Source organism: Sphingopyxis sp., from assembly GCF_051861155.1.
Classification (GTDB): domain Bacteria; phylum Pseudomonadota; class Alphaproteobacteria; order Sphingomonadales; family Sphingomonadaceae; genus Sphingopyxis.
Genome location: NZ_JBHYDE010000002.1, coordinates 356,014 through 380,458, shown reverse-complemented (window position 1 = coordinate 380,458; position 24,445 = coordinate 356,014). Strand labels below are relative to the sequence as shown.

General features: G+C 64.6%; 23 protein-coding genes. 15 read left to right on the top strand and 8 right to left on the bottom strand.

The window, feature by feature from the left end:
• Positions 1 to 4 precede the first annotated feature (4 nt).
• From ACTIFP_RS05050 to pseB, 5 genes are read right to left on the bottom strand one after another with little or no spacing between them, the layout of a single operon-like run.
• A complete protein-coding gene (locus ACTIFP_RS05050; RefSeq protein ID WP_439567620.1) occupies positions 5 to 646 on the bottom strand; it encodes a formyltransferase family protein in 642 nt (213 codons plus the stop codon).
• Positions 640 to 1,689 carry a UDP-2,4-diacetamido-2,4,6-trideoxy-beta-L-altropyranose hydrolase gene (gene pseG, locus ACTIFP_RS05045; protein WP_439567619.1) on the bottom strand — a complete coding sequence of 350 codons (1,050 nt, stop codon included), beginning with the start codon at positions 1,687 to 1,689 and terminating at the stop codon, positions 640 to 642. The genes ACTIFP_RS05050 and pseG overlap by 7 nt, the downstream gene beginning before the upstream one ends.
• Positions 1,690 to 1,721: 32 nt before the next feature.
• Positions 1,722 to 2,429, bottom strand: coding sequence for a pseudaminic acid cytidylyltransferase (pseF, locus tag ACTIFP_RS05040; RefSeq protein ID WP_439567618.1), 708 nt, complete (start codon positions 2,427 to 2,429; stop codon positions 1,722 to 1,724).
• The gene (gene pseC / locus ACTIFP_RS05035; protein WP_439567617.1) at positions 2,426 to 3,577 is read right to left on the bottom strand and encodes a UDP-4-amino-4,6-dideoxy-N-acetyl-beta-L-altrosamine transaminase; all 1,152 of its coding nucleotides are present in this window, start codon (positions 3,575 to 3,577) and stop codon (positions 2,426 to 2,428) included. Before pseC ends, pseF begins: the two co-directional genes overlap by 4 nt.
• 40 nt (positions 3,578 to 3,617) lie before the next feature.
• Positions 3,618 to 4,628 carry a UDP-N-acetylglucosamine 4,6-dehydratase (inverting) gene (gene pseB, locus ACTIFP_RS05030; protein ID WP_439567616.1) on the bottom strand — a complete coding sequence of 337 codons (1,011 nt, stop codon included), beginning with the start codon at positions 4,626 to 4,628 and terminating at the stop codon, positions 3,618 to 3,620.
• A gap of 585 nt (positions 4,629 to 5,213) precedes the next feature.
• Here pseB and wecB point away from each other — a divergent pair.
• The 12 genes from wecB to ACTIFP_RS04970 all read left to right on the top strand — a co-directional run bounded on the left by wecB (position 5,214) and on the right by ACTIFP_RS04970 (position 17,082).
• Positions 5,214 to 6,329, top strand: coding sequence for a non-hydrolyzing UDP-N-acetylglucosamine 2-epimerase (gene wecB / locus ACTIFP_RS05025; protein ID WP_439567808.1), 1,116 nt, complete (start codon positions 5,214 to 5,216; stop codon positions 6,327 to 6,329).
• Positions 6,319 to 7,614, top strand: coding sequence for a UDP-N-acetyl-D-mannosamine dehydrogenase (wecC, locus tag ACTIFP_RS05020; protein WP_439567615.1), 1,296 nt, complete (start codon positions 6,319 to 6,321; stop codon positions 7,612 to 7,614). Before wecB ends, wecC begins: the two co-directional genes overlap by 11 nt.
• Before the next feature lie 46 nt (positions 7,615 to 7,660).
• Positions 7,661 to 8,467, top strand: a complete 807-nt coding sequence (locus ACTIFP_RS05015; RefSeq protein WP_439567614.1) for a class I mannose-6-phosphate isomerase — start codon at positions 7,661 to 7,663, stop codon at positions 8,465 to 8,467.
• 82 nt (positions 8,468 to 8,549) lie between these two features.
• Positions 8,550 to 9,116: an ATP-dependent protease subunit HslV gene (hslV, locus tag ACTIFP_RS05010; protein WP_439567613.1), complete on the top strand. Its 567-nt coding sequence runs from the start codon at positions 8,550 to 8,552 to the stop codon at positions 9,114 to 9,116.
• 5 nt (positions 9,117 to 9,121) lie between these two features.
• Entirely contained in the window at positions 9,122 to 10,423 is a 1,302-nt protein-coding gene (gene hslU, locus ACTIFP_RS05005) for an ATP-dependent protease ATPase subunit HslU (protein WP_439567612.1), read from the top strand.
• A gap of 155 nt (positions 10,424 to 10,578) precedes the next feature.
• Positions 10,579 to 11,442, top strand: coding sequence for a helix-turn-helix domain-containing protein (locus ACTIFP_RS05000; RefSeq protein ID WP_439567611.1), 864 nt, complete (start codon positions 10,579 to 10,581; stop codon positions 11,440 to 11,442).
• Between the two features lie 120 nt (positions 11,443 to 11,562).
• A complete protein-coding gene (locus ACTIFP_RS04995; protein WP_439567610.1) occupies positions 11,563 to 12,501 on the top strand; it encodes a tetratricopeptide repeat protein in 939 nt (312 codons plus the stop codon).
• Positions 12,455 to 13,459, top strand: coding sequence for a tRNA lysidine(34) synthetase TilS (gene tilS / locus ACTIFP_RS04990; protein ID WP_439567609.1), 1,005 nt, complete (start codon positions 12,455 to 12,457; stop codon positions 13,457 to 13,459). Before ACTIFP_RS04995 ends, tilS begins: the two co-directional genes overlap by 47 nt.
• A gap of 81 nt (positions 13,460 to 13,540) precedes the next feature.
• Positions 13,541 to 15,487 carry an ATP-dependent zinc metalloprotease FtsH gene (gene ftsH / locus ACTIFP_RS04985; protein WP_439567608.1) on the top strand — a complete coding sequence of 649 codons (1,947 nt, stop codon included), beginning with the start codon at positions 13,541 to 13,543 and terminating at the stop codon, positions 15,485 to 15,487.
• A gap of 90 nt (positions 15,488 to 15,577) precedes the next feature.
• Positions 15,578 to 15,937, top strand: a complete 360-nt coding sequence (locus tag ACTIFP_RS04980) for a hypothetical protein (RefSeq protein WP_439567607.1) — start codon at positions 15,578 to 15,580, stop codon at positions 15,935 to 15,937.
• 33 nt (positions 15,938 to 15,970) lie between these two features.
• Entirely contained in the window at positions 15,971 to 16,456 is a 486-nt protein-coding gene (locus ACTIFP_RS04975; RefSeq protein WP_439567606.1) for a hypothetical protein, read from the top strand.
• Between the two features lie 20 nt (positions 16,457 to 16,476).
• Entirely contained in the window at positions 16,477 to 17,082 is a 606-nt protein-coding gene (locus ACTIFP_RS04970; protein WP_439567605.1) for a DUF3800 domain-containing protein, read from the top strand.
• 219 nt (positions 17,083 to 17,301) lie between these two features.
• On the opposite strand, the gene rpoZ is transcribed toward ACTIFP_RS04970, so the two are convergent.
• The gene (rpoZ, locus tag ACTIFP_RS04965) at positions 17,302 to 17,646 is read right to left on the bottom strand and encodes a DNA-directed RNA polymerase subunit omega (RefSeq protein ID WP_439567604.1); all 345 of its coding nucleotides are present in this window, start codon (positions 17,644 to 17,646) and stop codon (positions 17,302 to 17,304) included.
• A gap of 138 nt (positions 17,647 to 17,784) precedes the next feature.
• Between rpoZ and ACTIFP_RS04960 the strand changes: the two genes are divergently transcribed.
• On the top strand, positions 17,785 to 18,981 hold the full coding sequence (locus ACTIFP_RS04960; protein ID WP_439567603.1) for a phospholipase D-like domain-containing protein: 1,197 nt from the start codon (positions 17,785 to 17,787) through the stop codon (positions 18,979 to 18,981).
• Here ACTIFP_RS04960 and ACTIFP_RS04955 read toward each other — a convergent pair.
• Positions 18,978 to 19,616, bottom strand: coding sequence for a class I SAM-dependent methyltransferase (locus tag ACTIFP_RS04955; RefSeq protein WP_439567602.1), 639 nt, complete (start codon positions 19,614 to 19,616; stop codon positions 18,978 to 18,980). The two genes, ACTIFP_RS04960 and ACTIFP_RS04955, sit on opposite strands and share 4 nt — an antisense overlap.
• Before the next feature lie 149 nt (positions 19,617 to 19,765).
• Here ACTIFP_RS04955 and ACTIFP_RS04950 point away from each other — a divergent pair, with 149 nt between their 5' ends.
• The gene (locus ACTIFP_RS04950) at positions 19,766 to 21,079 is read left to right on the top strand and encodes an MFS transporter (protein WP_439567601.1); all 1,314 of its coding nucleotides are present in this window, start codon (positions 19,766 to 19,768) and stop codon (positions 21,077 to 21,079) included.
• On the opposite strand, the gene ACTIFP_RS04945 is transcribed toward ACTIFP_RS04950, so the two are convergent.
• On the bottom strand, positions 21,076 to 23,403 hold the full coding sequence (locus tag ACTIFP_RS04945; protein WP_439567600.1) for a CDC48 family AAA ATPase: 2,328 nt from the start codon (positions 23,401 to 23,403) through the stop codon (positions 21,076 to 21,078). The genes ACTIFP_RS04950 and ACTIFP_RS04945 overlap by 4 nt on opposite strands.
• Positions 23,404 to 23,557: 154 nt before the next feature.
• On the opposite strand from ACTIFP_RS04945, the gene ACTIFP_RS04940 reads away from it, so the two are divergent.
• Complete coding sequence (locus ACTIFP_RS04940) at positions 23,558 to 24,436, top strand: LysR substrate-binding domain-containing protein (protein ID WP_439567599.1); 879 nt, start codon at positions 23,558 to 23,560, stop codon at positions 24,434 to 24,436.
• Positions 24,437 to 24,445: the final 9 nt, after the last annotated feature.

The window sequence follows — 24,445 nt, the reverse complement described above, 5'->3', positions numbered from 1 at the left end:
AGGATTAATTCTCCAGTTTCTTCAATGAAATAGCATAGCGCGCGCCATGCAGGTCAAAAAATGCGGGAAAGCGGTCGGGATCCGACAGACGGATAGTATCGAATTGCTCGGCGATCGATGCGGCGGGATCGACGCGGCTGTCCTCGGGACGACGGCGGGGGCACCAGCTCGGTTCACCTTCCTGCGCGCGGGGCACATAGCGGCCGAAACTGGCAACCGCCCAATCCATCAATTCAAGCTCGGCGGCGATGAGCTTGGCCATAATCTCGGACAGCAGTTCGTGTCGCTCGGCATTGAAGCGGACTTGGCGATAGATATCGCCGCTGTCGACCGGATCCTCGGCGGCGAGCAGGCTGACGACAATCTCTGCTTCACCCTCAATCAATGCCCAAATATAGGGTGACCAGCCCCGACGCTTCGGAAGGTCGCTGGCGTGAATGACAAAGACATGCGCATATCGGTCGCGCACGTCGGGCCCGATCAGTTCCGAACAGGAAATCAAGAACAGGATATCACCGCCCGACAGTTCGGCGGAGCGGGTAACGAGCTCGGTCGCCGCAGCCGACCGATTGCGCTCGGCCCATTGTTCGAGGCTAGCCCATACCGGGTGGTTTTTGTCCGAACAGACGATCGAAACCTTCAACATGCTTCCCTCATCGCGCGGGCGACCCGCATCGCGCCCTGCCCGTCGACCAGCGCGCGCCCCGCCTCCGAAAAGGCGCGCCGACGATCGGCGTCGGCGATCATCGCGGCTATATCACCGGCAAGGCTGTCCGCGGACCAGCCCGGATCGACGATATGCGCGACGCCGGCAGCGCCCAGCGGTCCTAGCACGTCCATATGGTTCTCGGCAAAAGGCAGGAGGATCGAGGGCGCGCCGATACACATCCGTTCCCATGTCGCGCCGCCGCCGGCACCAATCTGCAGGTCGTGGCGCGCGAAGAAGTCGGCAAGATCAGGCAGGTCGACGCTCAGCCGGGCACTCGGACGCGCCGCGACAGCCGCACGCAGGGTGCCTAGATGCGGATTGGCCGAGGTCGAGGCGATTTCAACCGCGCCATGGAAACCCGCTTTCGCCACCGCGTCGAGCGCAGTCGCACTGGCATTCACGGCATCGCTCCCGCCCATAAATATCCCGATCGAGCCGACCTTTGGCGAAAAGTCATAGCGCCGAGCCCCCGCATAGACCGGATCAAGCAGCGCATAGGACGGCCCGGCGAGCAGAATGCAGTCGTCCGGCAGCAGTCCGGCATATTTTTGCCGATGGTCGGGATGCCAGTTATGATCGATCAGTAACCGAGCAGAAAGCGGCCGGTCAGCAAGGTCATCGATCACCGCAACGCGAACGCCAAGGCTGTTGGTAACGGCCTGCTGCCAGCGTGTATCAAAGGCATAATGGTCGACCACCACCCAGTCGGGCGCAAAGTCGGCGAGCGCGTCGATGCTATGCCGGGCATCCTCCTGCCATCCGATTTCGGCCCAACCGGCGTGCGATAGCGGCAGATTGGCGCGCCAGCTGCCGTCATTCATTGGCGAAGAAAGCGACCGGAGTTGAAAGCCCTTTCCCTCGATCGCCCCCGCCGACCAGTCGCCGAGACCAAGATCGCGCGATACGAAGGCGACGTCGGCCCCCACCGCGTGAAGACCGTGTGCGAGCGACAGGTCGCGGCGGACGTGTCCCGTGCCCATTCGATGCGACGCATCGACACGGAAAGCGACTTTCATCCCATCGTCCCGAAGGCTTGATAGAGTTTCTCGGCGCGCTCCCAATCGTCTGGCGTGTCGATATCGACCACCCGCCATTCGGGCAGGACGATCGTCCGGCCGTTCGCGTGGAGGTTCAGTCCAGCGAGCCATGCCTCCGCCTCGCCGATATAAAACTGGCCTGCATCATAATAACCCGGCTCAAGATCCTGTGTCCGCGTTCCGACATGCTCCGGGTTGAACGGCGCGACACGGCCGTCCTCTCCGCGACGCAAAGCGCGCTGGATTGGTGAAGGAAAGGGTGCGACCGGAAATACATAACCCTCACCGCCCGCAGCCTGGAGCACATCGAGCGCGCGGCTGATGTCGGCGGGGTCGATCATCGGCACGCCAGGATAGATGCAGCAGGCGGTGACAACGGGCCAACCCATCGCGCGGCATTCCGTAATCGCATGTGCGATCACCGGTACCGTAGGCGTATGATCGTCGGCCAGTTCGGCAGGGCGCGCAAAGGGCACATCGGCGCCATGGTCGCGCGCAATACGTGCGATCTCGTCATCGTCGGTTGACACGATCACACCATCGAAAATACCGCTCTTGTGCGCTGCATCGATCGCATAGGCGATCATCGGCTTGCCTGCAAAATCCTTGATATTCTTGCGCGGAATGCGTTTTGATCCGCCGCGCGCCGGAATGACGGCGAGCCGCTCAACGGCTGTGTTCATGCAACCAGCCCGCGCAGTATCGCCGCGACCCTGTCCTGCTGATCTTCGGTCAATCGCGGGAAGAGCGGAAGCGAGATCGCCTTGGCATAATATGCCTCTGCCGCAGGGAAGTCGCCCGTCCTGAAACCGAGCGCGCGATAATAAGGTTGGGTGTGGATCGGAATATAATGGACATTCACACCGATTTCGGCGGCGCGCAATCCCGCAAAGACCGCGCTTCGGTCGATCCCCTCGCCCACTTCCACGGCATAGAGATGCCAGGCTGAGCGTCGATCACCGAGCCGCAACGGCCGCTTCACCGGCAGGTCGCCGAGGATCGCATCATAGCGGTCGGCAAGTGCATCGCGCTGGACCTGCATCGCGTCCATGCGACCCAGCTGCGACAGGCCGAGCGCGGCTTGCAGGTCGGTCAGCCGGTAATTATAGCCGAGGTCGATCTGCTCGTAATACCAGCCGCCCTCATTGACGCCGGTCAGTTGTGCAGGATCGCGCGTCATGCCGTGCGAGCGCAAAAGACGGAGCCTTTCAGCAAGTGTGTCGTCCTGCGTCGTCAACATCCCGCCCTCGGCGGTGGTGACGATCTTGACCGCGTGCATACTGAACACCGTGATGTCGGCATGGCGCGAACCGACTGGCTCGCCTTGATATTCCGCGCCCGCGGCGTGTGACGCATCGAGCAGGACGCCAAAACCATAGCGGTCGGCGAGCGTCCGGATTTCGGCATGGTCGGCCGGCAATCCCGAGAAATCGACCGGGATCACGACATGCGGCAGTTCGCCCACGCGATCGGCGGCCTCCAGCTTTGCAGCCAGCGCGGCGACCGACATGTTGCGGGAGGCGGGATCTATATCGACGAAATCGACCGTGCCGCCACAATAAAGCACACAGTTGGCCGATGCGAGAAAGCTGTTGGGGCTGGTCCACACGCGCTTGCCGGGCCCGACGCCAAGCGCAAGGCAGCCGATATGGAGCGCCGCCGTCGCGTTCGACACCGCGATCGCATGCGCAGTGTTGTGGCGCGCTGCAAAGGCAGCCTCGAACGCTGGGATCGCCGGTCCCTGCGTCAGGAAATCCGATTTCAACACCGCCACAACGGCGTCGATATCCTCACCCTCAATCTGTTGGCAGCTATAGGGAATGAACGCCATGCTCGGTCTCCGGCGCCGACCATACGGCGGCGCCCGCTCCTCAATCGATGGTCTGGCCCACCACGTGCTTCTCGATCAGGTCGCGAAGCTCGTCGACGGTCAGGAAATCGGGATTGTCGCCACTGTTATACGCGAAACCCGGCTCGACGGGCGTGGCCTTGTTCCGCGCGCAATAATCCTTGACCGAATAGAGGCCCGAGGTCGGCAGGATCGCGTAGAAATCGCCGAGGTCGACCGTATTGAAGCTGTCCGACGCGGTGATCATTTCCTCGTGGATCTTCTCGCCCGGGCGAATGCCAACGATTTCCTGACGGCACTCGGGCGCGACCGCGGTCGCAACATCGGTGATGCGGTACGAGGGAATCTTGGGGACCAGCACTTCGCCGCCCTCGGCATTCTCGATCGACCACAACACCATTTCCACGCCTTCTTGCAAGGAAATGTTGAAACGCGTCATGCGGTCGTCGGTGATCGGCAATACGCCCGCCCCCTTGCGCGCCATGAAGAAGGGGATCACCGAACCGCGCGAACCCATGACATTGCCGTAGCGCACGACGCTGAACCGGATGCCGCGCGACCCCTGCACCGAATTGGCCGCAACGAACAGTTTGTCGGAGCAGAGCTTGGTGGCACCATAGAGGTTGATCGGCGCCGCCGCCTTGTCGGTCGACAGCGCGACAAGCCGCTCGACCTTGCTGTCGAGACAGGCTTCGATCAGGTTCTGTGCACCAAGCACGTTGGTCTTGATGCATTCGAAGGGGTTATACTCGGCCGCGGGCACCTGTTTCAGTGCGGCGGCGTGGACGACGATGTCGATGCCCTCAAGCGCGCGGCGCAGCCGGGCCTCGTCGCGCACATCTCCAATGAAATAGCGGATTGCCGGATATTTCTCGAACGGAAATACCTGCTGCATTTCGAACTGTTTCAACTCGTCGCGCGAATAGATCACCAGACGGCGAACGTCGGGAAAACGCTCAAGCACCGTCTTGACAAAGGCCTTGCCAAAAGAACCCGTTCCACCCGTAATCAGGACGGATTTGTTGTTCAGCATGATGTCGGAATACCCTTTGCCTGGCTCATCAAAAAACCGCCCATTTCGACACAGCGAAACCTTGCGGCGGTGATGGCGCCCTAGAGACGAGTTTTGCTCCTTTTGCAAGCGCCGAGGTTGGCGGCATTCATCAGCTTTTTCATTTGTGCCAGTCGATCTTACGGTTGCTTGAGGTAGTTATGATGTCCCGGTTTCCGGCATAATGGAACCGCATACCGCGCTCGTGCGACAACGATCGCGACATCGTTGGATTGAATATTGGCAGCTCGCCTGCCTTGAAAAAAATAGCTGCGATTCCGCGAGATGTCGGAGGAAGCAGAAATTGGAATGTAGCAGGATGCCGACGTTTTGCGCCAGATGCATGGCAGATTCGAACTCTATGTATGGCAAATTTGCAAGGCCTCGATCGAGGCGCGTCGTAGGCCTCTCGCGCCGTTGGACGGAGCAGCGGTATTCTCGATCACGCGCGGCGCCGACAACGCTGCTAGTTGGCTCCGTTTTGCCACCATCTGGCACTCTATGTTTAATGGTTCACAAGTATTATTCGTCATAAGAATGAAGCCAAGGGTCGTGAGGAAAGCAAGAATGATCATAATGACGGTTTTCGGGACGCGACCCGAGGCGATCAAGATGTTTCCCGTCGTTCATGCGCTGCGCCGGCAATCGGGGGTCGACATCCGGCTTTGTGTGACCGCACAGCACCGCAACATGCTTGACCAGGTTCTAAGCATCGCCCGCCTCACGCCCGATTTCGATCTCGACATCATGACACCGAACCAGACGCTTGACTCTCTGCTTGCGCGCCTGGTTACCGGGCTGGGAGAATTGTTCGATCGCGAAAAGCCCGACCGCATTCTCGTCCATGGCGATACGCTTACCACAATGGCCGCCACCCTCGCCGCCTATTTCCGCAAGATTCCCGTCGGCCATGTCGAAGCGGGGCTGCGCAGCGGTAATATCTATCACCCGTGGCCTGAGGAGGTGAATCGCAAGGTCACCGGCGCGGTGGCCGATCTCCACTTTGCGCCCACGGAAACTGCCGCCGCGGCCCTGCGCGCCGAGAATGTGCCCGCTGACCGCATTCACGTCACCGGCAACACCGTGATCGACGCGCTGCTCGCGACCAAGGCGCGAATCGACCAGGATGCTTCGCTGGCCAGCGGCCTCGACCCGCTCGTCGCGCGCTTCGCCGGCAAGCGGATCGTTGCCGTCACCTCGCATCGGCGCGAGAATTTCGGCGACGGGATGAAGGCTATCGCCGATGCCATCGCTGCCATTGCCGCGCGCGACGACGTCGCGGTGATTTTCCCCGTCCATCCCAACCCGCATGTCCGCAGTTGCATGGAACCGATCCTTGGCGGTCTTTCCAATGTCGCGCTGATCGATCCGCTCGATTATCCCCATTTCGTGCGGCTGCTCGCGACGTCCGACCTGGTGCTGACCGATAGCGGCGGGGTGCAGGAAGAAGCCCCGGCGCTCGGCAAACCGGTGCTGGTCATGCGCGAGACGACCGAGCGTCCCGAAGGCATCGAAGCAGGCACCGCGCGACTTGTCGGAACCGACAAAGCGCGTATTGTTTCCGAAATTTTCAAGCTTCTCGACGATAAGGAGGCTTATTCGGTCATGGCCCGCGCCCACAACCCGTTCGGCGACGGCACGGCGGCCAGACAGATTGCGGAGATTGTTGCGCGTGCCCATTGATACGGAACAAAAGGTTACGGTGCTTGGGCTCGGCTATATCGGGCTGCCGACCGCGGCATTGATTGCGCGCTCGGGCTGCAAAGTCACCGGGGTCGACGTGAGCCAGGCGGTCGTCGATACCGTCAACAGCGGCCGGGTGCATATCGAGGAAGTCGATCTCGACGGCCTGGTCCAGGGCGTCGTGTCGCGCGGGGCGCTGGTGGCGTCGGTCGAGGTCGCGCCCGCCGACACTTTTGTAATTGCCGTCCCGACTCCGCATGACGATGAACATCGTCCCGACATCAGCCATGTCCTGTCGGCGGCGCGCGCGATCGCACCGCGGCTGGAGGCCGGCAACCTCGTCATCCTCGAATCGACCTCGCCCGTCGGGACGACCGAAAAGGTCGCCGAGCTGATCGCCGGGCTGCGTCCCGATCTCAAGGTTCCGGGCGCGTGCAGCGGCGCTGCCGACATCTTCATCGCTTATTGCCCCGAACGCGTGCTGCCCGGCCGAATCCTCGTCGAACTGGTCGACAACGACCGCTGCATCGGCGGCATCACCCCGCGCTGCGCCCGCCGTGCGATGACCTTTTACCGGCAGTTTGTCCGCGGTGCCTGCGTCACCACGTCGGCGCGCGCCGCCGAAATGGTGAAGCTGGTCGAAAACAGCTACCGCGACGTCAATATCGCCTTCGCCAACGAGCTGTCGATGATGGCCGAGCAGATGGGGGTCGATGTGTGGGAGGTGATCCGCCTCGCGAACCGCCACCCACGCGTCAACATTCTCCAGCCCGGCCCCGGCGTCGGCGGCCATTGCATCGCGGTCGACCCCTGGTTCCTCGTCCATGGCGCGCCCGAGCACAGCCGCCTGATCCGCACCGCGCGCGAGGTCAATCTTGCCAAGACCGCGCATGTCATCGGCGCCGCCGAAATGCTGGTGTCGCAGTATCCGCAGGCGCGCGTCGCTTGCCTCGGCCTCGCCTTCAAGCCCAATATCGACGATTTTCGCGAAAGCCCGGCGGTCGAGGTCGCGGCCGCGCTCGCCCGCCGATTCGGCCCGCAGGTTCGGATCGTCGAACCCTATGCACGCGGGCTGCCGATGGAGTTCGCCGGGACCGGCGCCGAGCTGATCGACCTCGACAGCGCGCTGGCCGATTGCGACCTGCTGATCGTGCTGGTCGACCATGATCTGTTCAAATCCATCCCGCTCGAAGAACGTGGCGAAAAAATCGTCTATGACACGCGCGGCTTGTGGCTCGATCAGCCAAATATGACGAGCGCCAATCCGCTGCACCGCGCGGCCTGACGCGGCGAGGCTTGACGCGTTCGCGATGCCCCCGCATGGGCGGGATATGCTGCAACGTCTTGAAACGATCGTCGTCGAAAAGCCCTGGGGACGCACCGATATTCCCAGCGATTTCGGCGATTTCGGCGCGCGCCGGATCGGCGAGATCTGGTTCGACCATCCCGGCGGCGACAATGCGCCGATCATGGTCAAATTCCTGTTCACGTCCGAACGATTGTCGATCCAGGTCCATCCGGGCGATGCGGCGGCACAGGCCGCGGGGTTTGCACGCGGCAAAGAGGAATGCTGGCTGATCCTCGATGCGAGACCTGGCGCCGAGCTTGGGGTCGGCCTCAATCGCCCGAGCAGTCATGCGGAACTCCACAGCGCCGCGCTCGACGGGAGCATCGTCGACCTGATCGACTGGCGCCCCTCGAAAACCGATGATTTCGTCTATAATCAGGCGGGTACGATTCACGCGATCGGCCCCGGCCTGACCGTCGTCGAGGTGCAGCAGAATGTCGACTGCACCTACCGCCTTTACGATTATGGCCGCCCGCGCGAACTCCACCTCGATGAGGGCCTCAAGGTCTCCAACCCGGGTCCGGTCCACGATCCGCGCGATACCGTCGTCGATCCGCAGGCGAACCGCATGCTGGTCAGCGGCCCGCACTTTCATCTCGCCCAGCTTGCCGGCCCGATCGATCCGGACATCCTCGCGCAGGCGGCCGGCGAGTTGACCTTCGTCCCGCTCTCGGCGGGCTGCCGCGTCGGCGATGAGCGCGTCGCGCTTGGCGAGGCCGTGCTGCTCACCGACCCGTCGGCTATCGAGATCGACGAGGGCGCGCGCGCACTCCTGGCCTGGCCCGCCTGATCGAACGTCGGCCCCCGCAAAGGCGGGGCGACGCGATCCCCTCCCCTTGCGGCCCCGCCCGTCATCTCCCATATCGCTGGCCATGAGCGAACCCCATGCGCACCGTGCCGCGCCTTGGCACGGAACCACCATCCTGTCCGCCCGCACCGCCGACAAGGTCGTCGTGATCGGCGACGGTCAGGTATCAATGGGCCAGACCGTGATGAAGCCCAACGCGCGTAAGGTCCGCCGCCTGCACGACGGCAGCGTCATCGGCGGATTCGCGGGCGCGACTGCCGACGCCTTCACGTTGTTCGAACGATTGGAAGCCAAGTTGGAGCGCCACAACGGCCAACTGCTGCGCGCCGCGGTCGAACTCGCCAAGGACTGGCGCACCGACAAATATCTCCGCAATCTGGAAGCGATGATGATCGTCGCCGACAAGGAGGTGACGCTCGTCATCACCGGCAACGGCGACGTGCTCGAACCCAAGGGCGGCATCGCCGCGATCGGGTCGGGCGGCAATTACGCCCTCGCCGCCGCCACCGCGTTGGCCGAATATGAGAAAGACGCCGAGATACTGGTGCGCAAGGCGATGCAGGTCGCGGCCGACATCTGTGTCTATACCAACGACCAGTTCACCCAAGAAACCATCGAAACGCAGGCGTAACGCAGATGAACAAGGATCTGACTCCCAAGGCGATCGTCGCTGCGCTCGACACGCATATCATCGGCCAGGACGCCGCCAAGCGCGCGGTCGCGGTGGCACTGCGCAATCGCTGGCGCCGCCAGCAGCTTTCGGCTGACCTGCGCGACGAGGTAACGCCGAAGAATATCCTGATGATCGGCCCGACCGGGTGCGGCAAGACCGAGATTTCGCGCCGCCTGGCAAAGCTTGCCGACGCGCCGTTCATCAAGGTCGAAGCGACGAAGTTCACCGAGGTCGGCTATGTCGGCCGCGACGTCGAACAGATTGCGCGCGACCTGGTCGAGGAAGCGGTGCGGCTCGAAAAGGATCGCCGCCGCGAAGCGGTGCGCGCCGCCGCCGAAGAGGCCGCGATGGAGCGGCTGCTCGATGCGCTGACCGGCAAGGGCGCCAGCGAGGCGACGCGCCAAAGTTTCCGCCAACGCATCCGCGAAGGGCATCTCGACGACAGCGAGGTCGAGATCGAGATCGCCGACGCGCCGAACATGCCGTTCGAATTGCCGGGCCAGCCGGGGCAGATGAGCATGATCAACCTGTCCGATATGCTCGGCAAGGCGATGGGCGGCGCACCCAAGAAGCGCCGCAAGCTGAAGGTCATCGAGGCCGCAACGCGGCTGATCGAGGAAGAACAGGACAAGCGCCTGGACCAGGACGACGTCGCGCGCATCGCACTCGCCGACGCCGAGGCCAATGGCATCGTGTTTCTCGACGAGATCGACAAGATCGCGGTCAGCGACGTGCGCGGCGGATCGGTCAGCCGTGAGGGCGTCCAGCGCGACCTGCTGCCGCTGATCGAAGGGACCACGGTCGCGACCAAATATGGGCCGATGAAGACCGACCATATCCTGTTCATCGCCTCGGGCGCGTTTCATGTCGCCAAGCCCAGCGACCTGCTGCCCGAATTGCAGGGCCGCCTGCCGATCCGCGTCGAGCTGAGCGCGCTCACCGAAAGCGACTTCGTCCGTATCCTGAGCGAGACCAAGGCGGGCCTGCCCGAACAATATGCGGCGCTGCTCGGCACCGAAGGCGTGACTTTGTCGTTCACCGACGATGCGATCGCCCGCGTTGCAAGGCTCGCCGCCGAGGTCAACGAACGGGTCGAAAATATCGGCGCGCGGCGGCTCCAGACGATCATGGAGCGGCTGGTCGAAGAGGTCAGCTTTGGCGCCGAAGACATGACGGGCACGACGCTCGCGGTCGATGCTGCCTATGTCGATCGCCAGCTGGCCGAGGTTGTCGGCGATACCGACCTCAGCAAATATGTGCTCTGACCGGCACGGTTTCCGGCGCGGCTTCGGACGAGCGTAATAAGGCTTCTTTTCAGCCGTTCGTTTACCGAACTTCATTTGACTTTTTCGGCCCGTCAATGCGATGAACGGTGCGACACGGTCGACACGGGTTGCAACCGACCGGCGCGGAGACAGTAATGACAGACGAGGATGTCGCCCCGGAGCAGGGCGAGCTGGCGATCACGCGCACCGGCGATCGGCTTCGGCTGGCGCGGGAAGCGGCGGGGTTGTCGCTTGCCGATGTGGCGACGCGTACGCGGATCACCCAGCGCCATCTGTCGGCGATTGAAAAGTCCGATTTCTCGGAGCTTCCGGGGCGCACCTATGTCACCGGCTTCGCGCGCGCCTATGCCCGCGCGGTTGACCTGCCCGAGGCCGAGGTCGGCGCCGCGGTGCGCCGCGAGCTCGAAGAAGACGCCTATGGCGCACGGCCGCTGTACGAAGCCTATGAACCCACCGACCCGGCGCGGCTGCCGACGGCGCGGATGACATGGACGCTGGTGATCATCGCGCTGCTCCTCGCGTCGGCCTATGGCGTGTGGCGGTTCCTGTCGGTCGAGCCCGGCGAAGCGCTGGTCGCCGCGCAGAACCGCGCCGCCGACGCATCCGAAGCCCCGCAGAGCGACGTCGTCGCGCTGCCGACGACAAAGACTGGCGCTAGCCCGTCGGCGGTCGCCGCCAATGCGCCGGTGGTGCTGACCGGCATATCGGAGGTCTGGATCGGTTTCGACGATGCGGCGGGCAAGACCGAAAATTGGCGGACGCTCGATCCGGGCGAAACCTATCAGGTGCCGCCCGAATATATCGAACAGTTCACGCTGCGCACGAGCATCCCGCAGGCGCTCAAAGTCACCGTAGGCGGCCGCGACGTCGGCGCGATCGGCCCTGCCGACACGCTGGTCAAGGGCGTCTCGCTGAAGCCGGGCGATCTGGTTGCGCGGGCGGAAGGCAATGGTGCCGCGACCGGCGCGACGGCAACGAGCGCGCAGCCCAAGGGCTGAATCGGCCATCATTCGGGCCGGTGTGAGCGGCAGCGCGCCGAAATGGGTTTGCGCTGGCGCGCTTTGCCGCGTTATGAGCGACAAAATGGTTAATAGGTGGGGGCCTTACGGCAGATGAAGATGCGTCATATCACTTTCCTCGGGGCGGCCTCGGCCGCGCTGGTGGCGACGATGCCCGCGCAGGCGCAGGACGGTGCGATCGACAAGCGGGTCGAGCGCTTGGAAAAGGAAATGCGAGCGGTCCAGCGCTCGGTATTTCCCGGCGGCAGCCCGACCTTTTTCGAAGGCGAGATCGCACCCGACAACACGCCGGGCGAACGCGCGCGCAGCAACGCGCCGGTGATCGACCTGACCGCGCGCGTCGATGCGCTCGAAAGCCAGCTGCAGACGCTGACCGGCCAGACCGAGCAGAACGCCTTTCAGCTGCGCGAGCTCGAAAAGCAGTTCACGGCGTACAAGGCCGAAATGGACAAACGGCTCGCCGATCCGGCAACCGCGGTGGCGACGCCCGCCAGCCTCGCCCCGGCGCCGACGGTGAAGCCGCCGGCCACCACCCCGACCGCCGCCGCCGCGCCGGCGAAAAAGCCCGTGACCACCGCCAAACCCGCCGCGACCGCCCCCAACGCCGCGCGGCTCGCGCTGGTCAAAAAGGTCGAAATTCCAGCGACGGGGAACGAAACAAAAGACGCGTACGACTATGGTTATCGTTTGTGGGAAGCGAAGCTCTACCCCGAGGCACAGGTGCAGCTGAAACAGGTCGTGACCAAATGGCCGAACAGCAGCCAGGCAAGCTTTGCCCAGAACCTGCTGGGCCGGGCTTATCTGGACGAGGGCAAGCCCAGTCTTGCCGCGGTCGCATTCTACAATAATTACAAGGACCGTCCGAGCGGCGCCCGCGCGCCGCACAGCCTGATGTATATGGGCGTCGCGCTCGACAAGCTCGGCCGCAAGGCCGACGCCTGCAAGGCGTTCCGCGAGCTTGACGAAGTCTATGGCGACAAGGCGCCGCAGGATGTCCGGACCGATGCAGCCGCCGCCCGATCAAAAGCAGGCTGCTGACCGCGACCGCGCCGACCGGCTGGCGAGCGACCTTGGCGCGCTCGTCGGATCCGATTGGCACCGGCTGCATTATGGCGTCGCCGTGTCGGGCGGCCCCGACAGCATGGCGCTGCTCTGGCTGATGGCGACGCTGCTGCCCGGCCAGGTCTGGGCGGCGACCGTCGATCATGGCCTGCGCAAGGGATCCGACGACGAAGCGCGGATGGTCGCGGGCTTTTGTGAGCGCGAGCATATCCCCCATTCGACCTTGCGGCCCACGACGCCGATCAAGGGGTCGTTGCAGGCCGCGGCGCGCGCCGAACGTTACCAGCTGCTCGAACAATGGCGCGGCGCCCAGGCGCTCGACCATATCGTGACCGCGCACCACGCCGACGACCAGCTCGAAACGCTGGTGATGCGGCTCAATCGCAGCAGCGGAGTGAGCGGGCTCGCGGCGATTCGCGCCCGCAACGGCGTCATTCTGCGGCCGTTGCTGCGCTGGCGGCGCGGCGATCTGGTCGATCTGGCGCTCGATGCCGACCTGCCCTTTGTCGATGATCCGTCGAACAGCGACAATCGCTTCGACCGCGCCCGCCTTCGCCAGGCGCTGCGATCGCAGACGGTGCTCGACCCGGCGGCCGCGGCACGTTCGGCCGAATGGCTGGCCGAGGCTGATGAAGCGATCGACTGGGCGGTCGAGCGCGCGATCGCGTCATGGCCCGACGCATCGGACATCGCGGTGATCCGCGACGAAGGCTATCCACCCGAAATGTTCCGCCGCATCGTGGCGCTGCGCCTGCGCGCCAATGCGCCCCAACTGGCGGTGCGCGGAGCCTCGCTCGACGGCGTTATCGCCGCGATGCACAAGGGCAAGCGCGCGATGGTCGGGGCGTTGCTGATCGACGCGGTTCGCGGCTTTGAAGGGACGATCTGGCGCATTTCTGCTGCGCCGCGGCGGAAACCTCCCAAAAAGGGCTGATTGCCTCATTGTCATTTAACTCGTTTATCCTATCTTGTTGGGATGGGAGCGCAGCGCCGCGCCGATTAGGAAAGATTCCGCATGCAGGACGACAAGGAACCGCAGGGCAACCCCTGGATGAAGAGCGTGATGATCTGGAGCGGCATTCTGCTTGCCATGCTCCTCGTCGCCTCGATGTTCGGCGGGGCAGCGCAGCCTGCGGGCAGCGCGCTGGCCTATTCGGAATTCCGTCAGAAGGTCGAGGAAGGCAGCGTCAAGGACGTCGTGCTGTCCGAAGACAAGGTGACCGGCACGCTGTCGAACGGCGACCGCTTCACCGCCAACGTCGTGCGCGATCCCGACCTGCTCAAGATGCTCAACGACAATGGCGTCAAATATGACGGCAAGGCCACCGAAGCGCCCAATTTCTGGATGTATATGCTCATCCAGTCGCTGCCGTTCCTGCTGATCCTCGGTATCGCTTTCTTTGTGTTCCGTCAGGTGCAGAAGAACAACGGATCGGGCGCGATGGGCTTTGGCAAGTCACGCGCCAAGATGCTGACCGAAAAGCAGGGCAAGGTGACCTTCGACGACGTCGCTGGGATCGACGAAGCGCGCGAGGAGCTGGAGGAAATCGTCGAGTTTCTGCGCGATCCGACCAAATTCTCGAAGCTTGGCGGCCAGATTCCGAAGGGCGCGCTGCTCGTCGGTTCGCCCGGCACCGGCAAGACCCTGCTCGCCCGCGCGATTGCGGGCGAAGCGGGGGTGCCTTTCTTCACCATTTCGGGTTCGGACTTCGTTGAAATGTTCGTCGGCGTCGGCGCGTCGCGCGTCCGCGACATGTTCGAACAGGCGAAGCGCAACGCGCCCTGCATCGTCTTCATCGACGAAATCGACGCGGTCGGCCGCCATCGCGGCGCCGGTCTGGGCAACGGCAATGACGAGCGCGAACAGACGCTGAACCAGTTGCTCGTCGAAATGGACGGGTTCGAGGCGAACGAGGGCATCATCATCGTCGCGGCAACGAACCGTCCCGACGTGCTCGACCCTGCCCTGCTCCGCCCGGGCCGCTTCGACCGCCAGGTCGTCGTGCCGCGCCCCGATATCGAGGGCCGCCAGAAAATCCTCGAGGTGCACACCCGCAAGAAGCCGCTCGCTCCCGACGTCGACCTCCGCCGCGTCGCGCGCGGCACGCCGGGTTTCTCGGGCGCCGATCTCGCCAATCTTTGCAACGAAGCGGCGCTGCTCGCGGCGCGTAAGGGCAAGCGCCTGATCGCCAACGACGAATTCGAAGAGGCGAAGGACAAGGTCATGATGGGCGCCGAGCGCCGGTCGATGGTGATGACCGAGGACGAGAAGAAATCGACCGCTTACCACGAAGCAGGCCATGCGCTGGTGTCGCTCCACGTCGAGGGCTGCGATCCCTTGCACAAGGTGACGATCATCCCGCGCGGCCGCGCGCTGGGCGTGACGTGGAACCTGCCCGAGCGCGATCGTTATTCGATGAGCATGAAGCAGATGAAAGCGCGGCTCGCACTCTGCTTTGGCGGGCGCATCGCCGAACAGCTGATCTACGGCAAGGACGAGCTCAACACCGGCGCGTCGAACGATATCCAGCAGGCGACCGACATGGCCCGATCGATGGTCATGGAATATGGCATGTCCGAAAAGCTCGGCTGGCTGCGCTATCGCGACAATCAGGACGAAGTGTTCCTGGGGCATAGCGTGTCGCGCGCGCAGAATATGTCCGAAGACACCGCACGCCTGATCGACGCCGAAGTCCGCCGCCTGGTGGAGGAAGGCGAAGGCGTCGCGCGCAAGGTGCTGACCGACCATCTCGACGAGCTTCACCTGCTCGCCGCGGCGCTGCTCGAATATGAAACGTTGTCGGGCGACGAGTCGAAGCGCGCGATCAAGGGCGAGGACATCGGCCGCGAGGATGATGCCGGCAAGCGCGGCACCCCGGTATCGGGCCACGCCGGATCGCTACCGCAGATCAAGCGCAAGCCGCGCCGCCCGCTGGGCGATGCGAACCCCCAGGGCGCTTAGGCTTCGTAAGCCCGACGCGCGCGATTCAGGGGTTATTCATTGGCTGACGGCATTTTGCGGCGCATGCCCAGGGGTAAACGCGTCCGCATCTTGCCTGTCCTGCTCGCCGCGCCGTTGCTTTGTGCAATGGCGCCGGGCGACATGAGTGTCGCCGCCTTTCTGACGCGCGCCGACTCTCTGGCCCGGCTGGGGCCGCTCGCGCTCGCTACGCCGCAGGGCAACCAGTTGAAGGGCGAAGTCGTCGCCGCGGGCAAGCGGTACAAGGCGCGCATCGATGCCGATCGCCGCGCGGGCCGGAAAACGACGAGCTGCCCACCCGAATCGGGGACGCTGACCCCCGACCAATGGCTGGCGCATCTGCGATCCTATCCCGCCCAGGCCCGCAAGACGGTGAGCATCAATGCGGCGTTCGACGCGCTGATGAAGAAACGCTACCCCTGCCCCGCCTGATGCGCCATGGAGCGGTCGGCAAAGGAGACGGCAATGACCGGTAAATCGTGGACAATATTGGCGCTGGCGATCGGTCTGGCAATCGGGTCGGCGCCCGTGGCGGCGCAGGGGACCGGCGCGCTGAGCAGCAAGATCGAACTGGAAAAGCTGGCCCCGACGACGGCCGGACAGGCGCCCGCCAAATCCTATGTCGCGCCCGACGTCGTCGTCCCCGGCGACCGCATCCGGGTCACGCTGACCTTTACCAACAACGGCGCCGCGCCCGCCGCGGGGCTCAATCTGACCAACCCGATTCCCGAAGGGCTGGTGTATGACGATACCGCTGACCCCGCCGGGTTTTCGGTTTCGATCGACGGCGGCAAGACCTTCGGCCCGCTCGCCGCGCTGACGGTGCCGGTAACGGGCGCCGACGCGCGGGCTGCCGTGGCCGCCGATGTCACCCATGTCCGCTGGCTGTGGCCCGACGCCGTCGCGCCCGGCCAAAGCCGCTCGGTTGCTTTCTTTGGTCGTGTCCGGTGAACGGATCGCGGCGCTAGCCGATGACGATCTATTGCGACGAATCGGGTGGGCTTAACGCGGGTACCATGACCTTTTCGGCGGTGATGCTGACGCCGCAGGCGGCCGCCGATATTCATGGCCGGTTTCGCAGCGTCACCGGGCTGCGCGGCGAGTTGAAAGGCAGCCGGATCAGCATCGTCGAACGTGCCTATCTGCTCGAACTGTTCGACCGCGCCGGGGGACGCGCGTGGATCGCAGTGGCGAAACGCGAAACGCTCGCCCAGAATCATGGCGGGACATGGCCCAGCGATCTGGCGCTTTACGCCGCGCTGCTGAACCTCGCGATCGGCCGCTGGCTTCCCGAAACCGGCGGCGTGTGCACCGATGTGGTGATCGACGAAGGCCGCTACGACCCCGCCATCCTGGCGAAGGTCCGCGAAGACATTCAGGCCGGGCTCGGCGGGTGGGGCCGCGCGTCGCTCGCCGACAGCCGCCGCAGCGACGGGGTGCAGATCGCCGACGTGATCGCCAACAGCCTGTTCAACATCGCCGTCGGCTCGCCGCGGGCACACCGCATCCAGCGGATCATCGAACCGATGCTGGCGTCAAAGGCGATCCGTGTGGCGGAGTTGACGCAGGTTTCTTAGCTGAACGCCTGGTTTGGGGTGGGGAGCGGACGTTCTCACCTAGCTTCGTCATTCCCACGAAGGCGGGAATCCCACTTTTTTCCTTCGTCGTGGCAAAGCGGGATCCCCACCTTCGCGGGGATGACAGGAAATGGTCACCAGGAGACATTCCGTACACCCTACCTCAACAAAAAAGGGCCGCAGTTTCTTGCGGCCCCCTTATCTCGATATTCGCGAAGCTTATTCGAAGTCGCTGCCGCCACCCGCGGGGCTGCGCGGCGGCGCGGCGGCGGTCAGGCGGAGAGCTTCGGCCGAGCGGCTGATCGAGCTGATTTCATCGGGCGTATCGTCATCATCGACGACGACCTTTTGCAGCGTCGTAATCAGCGTTTCCTTCAGATCCTTCGGACGCACGGTCTGCTCGGCGATTTCGCGCAGCGCCACGACCGGATTCTTGTCGCGGTCGCGATCGACGGTCAGTTCCGAACCACCCGAAATCTCACGCGCACGGTGCGCAGAGAGCAGGACGAGGTCGAAACGGTTGGGAATCTTGTCGACGCAATCCTCGACGGTAACGCGGGCCATGTTGTTTCCTTAGATATCGGAGAGACCAGCCTTTTGGGAGGCATGGCGGCAAGCGCTGCGCGCTAGCAGCAAGGCCGGTCGCTGTCAATCGAAGCGCTGCCCTTGCGGGGTTTGTCGCGCCCCGCCTATGAACGGTCGATGACCGATGCGCCGCACCCCGCCAGCGATCCCGATACGCTGACCGCCGACGTCGCCGGGCACCGGCTGGAAGTCATCGTCGACGGCGACCAGCGGCTCGACCGCATCCTAGCGCTGCTGAACGGCGCCATCCGCAGCATCGACATCATCATGTATATTTTCGAGCATGACGACGCCGGAACGCGGGTGCTTGACGCGATGACCGCCGCGGCAGAGCGCGGGGTGCAGGTGCGCGCGGTGATCGACAGTTTTGGGTCGTCGGACATTTCCGATAGCATCTTTGCGCCGCTGCGCGCGGCAGGCGGCAGCGTGACTTTCTTTTCGCGGCACTGGCGGTCGAGCTATCTGGTCCGCAATCACCAGAAATTGCTGTTGATCGACGAGGCGGTGGCGGTCACCGGGGGTTTCAACATCGCCGCCCCCTATCTCAGCGCGCGGGGCGGCAATTGCTGGTTCGACCTGGGCGTCGTCGTGCGCGGCCCGTCGGTGGCGCGGATGATCGCCTGGTTCGAAGAAATCCACGATTATACGGTGAACAACGACGGCAAGCTATTGATGCTGCGCCGCCTGATCCGCGAATGGCCGGTCGAGGCGGGTCCGGTGACGTGGCTGGTCGGCGGCCCGACCCAGCGGCTGTCGCCCTGGGCGCGCGCGGTGCGCACCGACCTGACAGGCGCGCGCCAGCTCGATATGGCGATGGCCTATTTCTCGCCCGGTCAGGGCATGCTGCGGCGGCTTGGCCGCGTGGCGCGGCACGGCCGGGCGCGCTTCATCATGGCGGCAAAATCCGACAATGCGGCGACGATCGGTGCCTCGCGCCTGCTCTTTGGCTATCTGCTGCGCAAAGGCGCGCAGATCTGGGAATATCGGCCGTGCAAGCTGCACATGAAGCTGATCGTCATCGACGACGTCGTCTATGTCGGCACCGCCAATTTCGACATGCGCAGCCTGTTCGTGAATGTCGAGGTGATGCTGCGCGTCGCCGATGCGGGTTTCGCAGAGCAAATGCGCGGCTTTATCGCGGCGCAGCAGGACGACTGCGACGACATCACCCCCGCGGCACACAAGGCGCGCGCCGGGTGGCTCACCCGGCTGCGCTGGACGCTGGCGTGGTTTGTCGTCGGGGTCGCCGACTATACAGTGTCGCGGCGGCTCAATTTCGGGCTGGGTGAAACCGACCCTGATGCGGAGGTTTAGTCCTTCCAGCCCCAGAACAGAAAGCAGGGTGGCACGTTCACCCATTCGAACGCATTGTCGATACGGGTGAAATGCGCCGCGAGGAAATCGCGGGCGCGGGCGCGGAACTGATAGACCAGGAACGCACCGCCGGGACGCAGCACGCGGTGGGTGGCGGCGGCGATAGCCGGACCAACCCCTGTGGGCAACGTCGAAAAAGGCAGCCCCGACAGCACATAGTCGGCCTTTTCAAAGCCATGCGCCGCGATGATTGCCTCGACGTCCGACGCCGATCCGTGCACCGCGATGAAGCGGCTGTCGCGGATGTCTCTGCGCAGATAGTCGATGAAGTCCTCGTTGGTGTCGATCGCGATCAGCGTCGCATCGCCCGCCATGCGTTCGAGCACCGGGCGGCAAAAGGTGCCGACCCCCGGGCCATATTCGACGAACAGCTTCGTGTTCTTCCAATCCACCGGCCGCAGCATGTGGCGGATCAGCGTCGGCGACGACGGCACGATCGATCCCACCATGACCGGATGCTTGATGAAGCCGCGGACGAACATGCCCCACGGCCCAAAAAAGCGTTTGAAGCCCTCGCGCAGCCGACGGGCCAGCGGGGCTTTCGTTTCTTGGGCCTGCGCCCGCGGATTGGTCATGGTGGCTTTCGCGTTGTTGCGGTTGGCGCTGGCGTGGCAAAAACGGCGCGCGGGCGCAAGGAAAGAGTCAGTCTTGACTCTGGACAGGTCGCCGCGCGCGTGTAGGGAAAGGCCACTCGCGGGCGCGCACCGGCAAAGGGGGATCGGCCATGGCAAAGACATCACGCTCGATCCCCGCCGACCGGATGACGATCCTCTTTGCGGTGATGCTCGTCGCCGCCGCGGGCAATACCGCGATGCAGTCGATCCTGCCCGCGATCGGCGCCAAGCTGCATATTCCCGACGTCTGGGTCAGCCTGGCGTTCAGCTGGTCGGCGCTGCTGTGGGTGATGACCGCCCCCTATTGGGCGCGCCAGTCGGATCGGCGCGGGCGCAAGGCGCTGATGGCGCTGGGCGTGATCGGGTTCATGTTGTCGATGGCGTTTTGCGGCCTCGCGCTCTGGTCGGGGCTGCAGGGCTATCTCGCCGCCGGCACGACCTTCATCATCTTTGCGCTGTTTCGCAGCCTGTACGGCGGGTTCGGGTCCGCGGCACCGCCCGCAGTGCAGGCCTATGTCGCGGCGCGCACCGAGCCCGAGGAGCGGACACAGGCACTCTCGCTCGTTTCGTCCTCCTTTGGCCTGGGCACGGTAATCGGTCCCGCGATCGCGCCGTTCTTCATCCTGCCCTTTGTCGGCCTCGCCGGTCCGCTGCTCGTCTTTGCGCTGATCGGCCTGCTCGTCCTGATCATGCTGCGCTGGCGGCTGCCCGACGATGTGCCGCGCTTCGCGGCACGCGGCGCGATCGTTGCCTATCCGACGTCGGCGGGTTCGCCCGCGGCGGCGACCGACGAGAGCGACGACGAGGTAGTCGACCCCGGCGCGGCCGCCGCACCGCCGCTGCGCTGGTCCGACACGCGCGTTCGCCCATGGTTGCTCGCAGGGCTGTACGGCGGGCAGGCGCAGGCGATGATGCTGGGCGTCATCGGTTTTCTGATCCTCGACCGGCTGGAGCTTCGCCTCCGCCCCGACGAGGGTGCGGCGATGACCGGCATCGTGCTGATGGCCGGGGCGTTCGCGACGCTGTTATCGCAATGGGGGCTGATCCCGCTGCTCAAGCTGTCGGCGCGCACCGCGGTGCTGACCGGTTCGGCGCTCGGCGCGACCGGGCTGGTGATGACCGGATTGTCGCAGAATCTGCACGGCATCATCATCGGCTTCGCCCTCGCCTCACTGGGGTTCGGGCTGTTCCGCCCCGGCTTTACCGCGGGCGCTTCATTATCGGTTCCGCGCCGCGATCAGGGCAGCGTCGCGGGGATGACCGCGTCGATCAACGGGTCGGCCTATATCGTCTCGCCCGCGGTCGGGGTGCTGCTGTACAATTGGCACCCGATGGTCGCCTATGGCCTGATGGCGGGCTTTTGCGGCTGGCTGGTGCTGTGGGGCTGGTCGGCGCTGCGGCAGGACCAGCCCGCAACCAGCTAGTCCTTCGCGTCGCTATCGCCATGCTTGCGCTCGCGCACCGGCTTGAGCATGCCGGGGGCGAAGAAGCCGATCGGATCGACGCTCATCGCGGCCTGCTTGATCTCGCCCTGAATCTTTTCATAATCCTTTTCCATCGCTTCGGTCACCGAAGCGCGGGTGTCCTTCAGCGCCGCTTCGAAATCGGCCATCGTCACCACATCGCTGTTGATCGACCGCTTGAGCGCCGCGAGGCCCGCACGCCGTGTCAGATCCTCCAGATCGGCGCCGGTAAAGCGCTCCGACCGCTCGGCGAGCACCGCCAGATCGACCTCGTCCGCCAGCGGCATCTTGCCGGTCTGGATTTCAAGGATGCGGCGGCGCCCCTCCTGGTCGGGAACCGCGACATAGATCAGCTCGTCGAGCCGGCCCGGCCGCAGCAGCGCCGGGTCAATCAGGTTCGGGCGGTTGGTCGCGCCGATCACGACGACCGACTGCATCTCCTCAATCCCGTCCATCTCGGCCAGGATCGTGTTGACGACGCGTTCGGTCACTTGCGGCTCGCCCGACGTGCCGCTGCCGCGCGCCGGGACCAGGCTGTCGAGTTCGTCGATGAAGATGATCGTCGGCGCGACGGCGCGCGCGCGCGCAAACAACCGCGCGATCTGCTGCTCGCTCTCGCCATACCATTTCGACAGCAGGTCCGACGATTTGATCGAAATGAAATTCGCATCGGATTCGCGCGCCGCCGCTTTCGCTAGCAACGTCTTGCCGGTACCGGGCGGCCCGTAGAGCAGGAAACCCTTGGCGGGGCGGATGCCCAGCCGCCGGAAGGCCTCGGGATGTTTCAGCGGCAGCTCAATCCCCTCGATCAGCTTCTCGCGCGCCGCGTCGAGCCCGCCGATGTCGCTCCACCGCGTTGTCGGCGCCTGCACCATCACTTCGCGCATCGCCGAGGGCTGCACGCGCTTCAATGCGTTGCTGAAATCCTCGCGCGTCACGCGCAATTCCTCCAGCACCTCAGGCGGGATCGTCCCCTCGGCCAGATCGAGCCGGGGCATGATCCGCCGCACCGCTTCGATCGCCGCCTCGCGCGTCAGCGACGCCATGTCGGCGCCGACGAAACCAAAGGTCGTACGCGCCAGTTCGGCCAGATCGACATTTTCGGACAGCGGCATGCCGCGCGTGTGAATGCCCAATATCTCGCGCCGCCCGCTCTCGTCGGGCACGCCGATCACGATCTCACGGTCAAAGCGGCCCGGGCGCCGCAGCGCTTCGTCGATCGCATCGGGGCGATTGGTTGCGGCGATGACCACCAGATTGGTGCGCGGCTCCAGCCCGTCCATCAATGTCAGCAGCTGCGCCACCAGGCGCTTCTCGGCCTCGCCCGTCACCTGGCCGCGCTTGGGCGCGATCGAATCGATTTCGTCGATGAACAGGATCGACGGCGCCGCCTTGGCGGCCTGTTCGAAAATATCGCGCAGCCGCTTTTCGGATTCGCCATAGGCCGACCCCATGATTTCGGGGCCGTTGATCAGGAAAAATTGCGCTTCGCTCTCGTTCGCGACGGCGCGGGCCAGCCGCGTCTTGCCGGTGCCCGGCGGGCCATGCAGCAGCACCCCGCGCGGCGGATCGACGCCCAGGCGGCGGAACAATTCGGGGTAACGCAGCGGCAGCTCGACCATTTCGCGCAGCTGGTCGATCGTCTCGCCCAGCCCGCCCAGATCGTCATAGGTCACATCGGTCCGGCGCGCGTCCTGCGGCTCCTGATATTCTGGCAGCAGCTCGATTTCGGTATTCTCGTCAATAAACACGACGCCCTTTGGTGCTGCCGAGACGACGATCAGGCGAACCTCGGCCAACGCATAGGCCGGCGCATTGAGCATCTGGCGCAGCTGCGGCGGCATGTCGCCCGATTCCAACCGCTGTTGTCCGGCGGTCGCGACGGTGTCGCCCGCCACCAGCGGCCGCCCGAAAAAGCTGCGCTTCAGCGCGTTCGCCGATCCCTGTAGCCGCAGATTTTCCTGCGCCGGGGCGAACACCACGCGCGTCGCCGGGCGCGTTTCGACCCGGCTCAGCATCACCATGTCGCCGGCGCCCGCGCCCGCATTGGCGCGCTGCAGGCCGTCGAGGCGGATGACCTCCAGCCCTTCATCCTCGGCATAAGGCGCCACGACGCGCGACGCGGTCTGCCGCTTGCCGTTGATCTCGATGATATCGCCCTCGGTGACGCCCAATTCGGCCATCGCGGAGCGCGGGATACGCGCAATCCCGCCGCCGCTCTCTTCGGCGCGCGAATTCGCCACCTGCAGTTTCACCTGTTTTTCTTTTACCGCTGCATCGGCCAAGGCGCATCTCCCTCAAAAAGGTCAGAATGCCGAAGATAGGGAGGTCGTTCCCGATTTGCGACCCCTCGCCCCTCCTCGGTGCTGCACCATCTTATGCCGCACTGCACAAAATTCTGGCAAGTCGCGCGGCGGCATGTCATCATCGGTGCCCGATATGCCACGCCTTCCTCCCCTCAGCAGCATGGAGGCCTTTCTCGAGGTCGCCCGCCACGGCACGGTCAAGGCGGCCGCGATCGAGCTTGGCCTGTCGATGCCCGCGCTATCGCGACGCATCCAGACGCTCGAACATGCCGTCGGCCGGCCGCTGTTCAACCGCCACCATCATGGCCTCAGCCTGACCGAGGCGGGGCGCACGTTGCAGGCACAGCTGTCGCCGATCCTCGACGAGCTGCGCACGGTGATCGGCCAGGTCGACAGCCCCGACGCGTCGCTACGCCTGCACCTCAACGTGCTGCCGCTCTTTGCCCAGCAGCGGCTGTTCCCGCGCCTGCCAGAACTGCGCCGCGAGCATCCCGAACTGCACATCGACATCGACACCATGTCGCATGCCGAAGCGCGGTTGGGCGACGGCATCGACGCCGCCATCGCCCTCGCCCGCTCGATCGACCCGGCGCTGTATGCAGCGCGGCTCGACCAGGACAAGGTATTCCCGATCGCGGCGCGTAACCTGACCGACGCCGATCGGCCGATTGCGGTCCCTGAACAATTGCAGCGCATGACGGTGCTCCTCCACCGCGAGATGCCCGAGACCTTTGCCGAGTGGAAAAAGGCGATCGGCATGCCTTACCTTGAACCGGCGGGGATCGACTATTTCGATTCGGGGCCGCTGATGCTCGAAGCGGCGGCACAAGGCATCGGCGTCGCCTTCATGCACGGCCACCACCTCGACGACGCGAACGACGCGCGGCTGGTCCGCCTGTTCGATTTCGACGTCGACAGCCCGTACAGCTACTGGTTCGTGTGCCGCCCGCGCGCGCTGCGCCAGCCCGCGGTGAAGCTGTTCCACGACTGGCTGCTGGCGGCGAAGATTTGATCCGCAAGA